Genomic DNA, 4,190 nt, shown 5'->3' with positions numbered 1-4,190 from the left:
CGGCAGGCGGCCTGCAGGCGCTGCATATTGGGAATGCCGCGCCGCTCCATCTCATCGAAGAAGTAGCCGTATGTCTCGGCGACCACGGCCGGATCCATGCCGGCATATTCGCCGCCGCCGGGCATGGTGTAGTTCTGCGTGTCGATCAGCAGCAGCGCCGTCTCACCTTTGACCACCGGCACGTCGCGGCTCAGCTTGAACTCTTTCATGGCGCAGAACCCTCAATAGATCGCGGCATAGCGGTCACAGATATCGGAGGGTTCGAGCGTGTCCAGCGCCGCAATTTCCGACCGTTTGAATTCGAGATAGGCGGACAGAAACTTCGGCCCGAACCAGTCGCGGGCCTCGTCGGTCGCTTCCAGCAGATCGAGCGCTTCGCCCAGAGAGCGGGGCAGGGTGCGCACGCCGGCCGCCGCCCGCGCCGCCTCGTCCATGCTCCAAAACGCTGGCAACTCGGGCGGCAGGGTCATCTTCTTCCGCATGCCGTCGAGCCCGGCCCAGACGATGGCACCAAGGGCGAGGTAAGGGCAGGCGGCCGCGTCGGCCACGCGATATTCCAGGTTGAACTGGCGCTCGGCCGCATCCGCGGCGCCCGGAAAGATCGGGCAGACACGAAGTGCCGCGCCGCGGTCCTGCTGTCCAAGGAAGGCCCAGACCGGCGCCCAGCGGTTGGGCTGCAGCCGGAAATAGGAGGCAACGGAGGAGGCGGTGACGGCGCTGGGTGCGGGCAGGTGGTGCAACACACCCGCGATGAAGGGTGCGACACGGGGCGCGATGCCGAAGGGTGCTGCGGCATCGTGCATGGCGGGCGTGCCGTCCTCCTGCCACAGGCTGAAATGGAGATGGGTGCCGTTGCCGATTCCGTCTGGCGCCATGATTGGCGCAAGACTGGCGCGGAAACCCATCCGCTCGGCGACGGAGCGAATCATCTCCCGCGTGATCACGGCTTCGTCCGCCGCGCGTAGGCCGAATGTCGGCTTCACCACCACCTCGAACTGGCGGGGCCCGTATTCCGGCAGGAAGCTGTCCGGCGTGATGCCAGCCGCGCGCAAGGTCCCGATCAGGCTTTCCCCGAACGTGCCCTGGCGGCGGAAGGAGCTGAGGGAATAGGCGTCGCCCGGCCGCTCCTCGATCCCGCTATGGACGAATTCCTGCTCGAAGGCGGATTTCACGACCAGCCCGGTCTCCGCCGCAAGGGCCGTCAGCGCCCGGCGCAGAAAATCCCGCGGGCAGCAGGCCCAGGGCCTGCCGTCCAGCTCCCGGATATCGGCAAGGTAGAAATGCTCCGCCGCGCCTTCGTCGAAGGGTAGCTGAACGGCGGTCGTAGCCTCCGGCATCATCACGAGATCGCCCTCTGTCCCGAAGGGCGAGGAGAAGATGGTGCCGAAGGCGGAAATCATGATGTTGGAGCCGGTGAGCCCCACGCCCTGGCGCAATCGGCTCTCAAGCTCCGAAGCCGGAAAGCCCTTGCCACGGACGAGACCCGCAAGATCGCAGATCCCGACGAAGACCAGTTCTTCCTGCTGCACGGCGCCCTCCGCTGCTCTCGCAGGAATGATGGCCTGTCCGTCCCGCGAAGGCAAAGTAACGCCCGCTTTGGCTTGAGCTTGGCCTGCGCCGCCCAACCTTTCGAGGACGCTTCCGGAAGGAGAGAGAAATGACGGACCATGTTTACCGGCTGATCGAGGTGGTGGGCTCTTCGCCCAGCAGCATCGAGGACGCGATCCAGTCCGCCGTCGCCAAGGCGTCCCAAACGATCCGCCATATCCGCTGGTTCCAGGTCGTGGAGACGCGCGGCCAGGTCGAGGAGGGGCGCGTCGCCTATTATCAGGTGACGATGAAAATCGGCTTCTCGGTTGAGGACGAGGCCGCCTCCCTCCGGCCCTGACCGTCGGCAGACTGTCCTGGGCAGAGATCAGAAATTCCAAGGACACAGGCCAGGAGGGTCGCAATGAGAGGCGAGGGGGCGTAGTTTAGGTCACAAATGGTAATCCGTTGCCGCCGCCCCCGCGTCCGCGTGACGCTGTTCATTCAAGGATCGCGCTATGCCCGCCTATCGCTCCCGCACCTCCACCCATGGCCGCAACATGGCGGGCGCCCGCGCGCTGTGGCGCGCGACGGGCATGGGCGACGGCGATTTCGGCAAGCCCATCATCGCCATTGCCAATTCTTTCACGCAGTTCGTTCCGGGCCATGTCCATCTCAAGGATCTCGGCCAGCTCGTCGCTGGCGAGGTCCAGAAGGCCGGCGGTGTGGCGAAGGAATTCAACACCATCGCGGTGGATGACGGCATCGCCATGGGCCATTCCGGCATGCTCTACAGCCTGCCCTCGCGCGAGCTGATCGCGGATGCGGTGGAATACATGGTGCAGGCGCATTGCGCCGATGCTCTGGTCTGCATCTCCAACTGCGACAAGATCACGCCCGGCATGTTGATGGCCGCCATGCGGTTGAATATCCCGGCGATCTTCGTCTCCGGCGGTCCCATGGAAGCCGGCAAGATCAAGGCTGATGGTACCGGCGGTGCGGCGGTCGAAAAGCGCGCCGACCTCATCACCGCCATGGTGGCGGCTGCCGACCCTCATGTTTCCGATGCCGATGCCGAAGTGCAGGAGCGGTCGGCCTGCCCGACCTGCGGTTCCTGCTCGGGCATGTTCACCGCCAATTCCATGAACTGCCTGACCGAGGCCCTCGGCCTCTCGCTCCCTGGCAATGGCAGCCTGCTCGCGACCCACGCCGACCGCCGCAAGCTCTTCGTCGAGGCCGGCTGGACGATCGTCGATCTCGCCCGCCGGTGGTACGAGCAGGATGACGCCTCGGCCCTGCCGCGCAATATCGCGAGCTTCCAGGCCTTCGAGAACGCCATGTCGCTCGACATCGCCATGGGCGGCTCCACCAATACCGTGCTGCATCTCCTGGCCGCCGCACAGGAAGCCGAGCTGCCCTTCACCATGGCCGATATCGACCGGCTGTCCCGCCGCGTGCCCAACCTCTGCAAGGTCTCGCCCTCGGTCATGAATGTCCACATGGAGGACGTGCATCGCGCCGGCGGCATCATGGCGCTGCTCTCGGAACTCAACCGCGCCGGACTGATCCATACCGATCTGCCGACGGTGCACAGCTCGACCATGGGTGCCGCGCTCGCGCAGTGGGATGTGGTGGGGGCAGACCCCAGCGGCACGGCCGGCACGCTCTATCGCGCGGCGCCCGGTGGCGTGCGCACGGTGGAGGCCTTCAGCCAGGAACGCCGCTTCGCGGAACTCGACACCGACCGCGCAACGGGCGTCATCCGCGACGTGGAACACGCGTTCAGCAAGGACGGCGGTCTTGCCGTGCTCTTCGGCAATATCGCGACCGAAGGGGCCATCGTGAAGACCGCGGGCGTTGATGCGTCCAATCTCGTCTTCTCGGGGCCCGCGCATATCTTCGAAAGCCAGGATGATGCCGTCGCCGGCATTCTGGGGGACAAGGTGAAGCCCGGCGAAGTGGTGCTGATCCGTTACGAAGGCCCCAAGGGCGGTCCTGGCATGCAGGAAATGCTGTATCCGACGAGCTATCTGAAGTCGAAGGGCCTCGGCAAAGCCTGCGCACTCATCACCGACGGCCGCTTCTCCGGCGGCACGGCGGGGCTTTCCATCGGCCATATGTCGCCGGAAGCCGCCGAAGGCGGCGCCGTCGGCCTGGTGCAGGACGGCGATATCATCGAGATCGACATCCCCAACCGCATCCTGCGCGTAGCGCTGACGGATGAGGAACTGGGCCTGCGCCGGATCGCCATGGAAGCGCGCGGTGCGGCCGCCTGGAAGCCGGAAAGCCGGGAGCGCGTGGTCTCCCCGGCGCTCCGTGCCTATGCCGCGATGACGACCTCTGCCTCCCGCGGCGCCGTGCGCGACGTTTCCCAGGTCGAACGGCGGTAAGTCCTTCACCCGCGTCACAGAAAGGCGGAGCCGCAAGGCTCCGCCTTTCTTGTTGCAAGAGGGGGCATGCGTTTCGAATATTGCGTTTACCTTGAAAAGGTGCCTATACGAAGTCGCAGACGGAGTGACGACCATGACCATGCCCGCATCCGCCCTGCCGGTTTCGAGCCAGCGGATCGGCGACCGTTTGCCTTCCCCCAGGGAAAAAGACGTCGCCAACCAGCTTCGGCGTATCATTGCCGCTCAGAGCGAGGCAGGACAGGACACCACCCT

The 4,190-nt window shown here is 65.6% G+C and carries 3 protein-coding genes and 1 pseudogene; 2 read left to right on the top strand and 2 right to left on the bottom strand.

Annotated elements, in window-relative coordinates:
* Positions 1–209 (bottom strand): annotated as a pseudogene (locus tag VL752_RS09365) (cysteine hydrolase); the annotation flags it as partial.
* A gap of 12 nt (positions 210–221) precedes the next feature.
* Positions 222–1,529, bottom strand: coding sequence for a glutamine synthetase family protein (locus tag VL752_RS09360; RefSeq protein ID WP_325354453.1), 1,308 nt, complete (start codon positions 1,527–1,529; stop codon positions 222–224).
* Positions 1,530–1,657: 128 nt separating this feature from the next.
* Between VL752_RS09360 and VL752_RS09355 the strand changes: the two genes are divergently transcribed.
* Together VL752_RS09355 and ilvD are read left to right on the top strand one after the other, a co-directional pair.
* Entirely contained in the window at positions 1,658–1,888 is a 231-nt protein-coding gene (locus tag VL752_RS09355; protein WP_325354451.1) for a dodecin, read from the top strand.
* A 157-nt stretch (positions 1,889–2,045) separates the two neighbouring features.
* On the top strand, positions 2,046–3,917 hold the full coding sequence (gene ilvD, locus VL752_RS09350) for a dihydroxy-acid dehydratase (protein ID WP_325354449.1): 1,872 nt from the start codon (positions 2,046–2,048) through the stop codon (positions 3,915–3,917).
* Positions 3,918–4,190 lie beyond the last annotated feature (273 nt).

The organism is Acidisoma sp., from assembly GCF_035492295.1.
Lineage (GTDB): Bacteria > Pseudomonadota > Alphaproteobacteria > Acetobacterales > Acetobacteraceae > Acidisoma.
The sequence above is the reverse complement of the archived record's forward strand: the minus strand, read 5'-3'. Positions and strand labels throughout refer to the sequence as shown.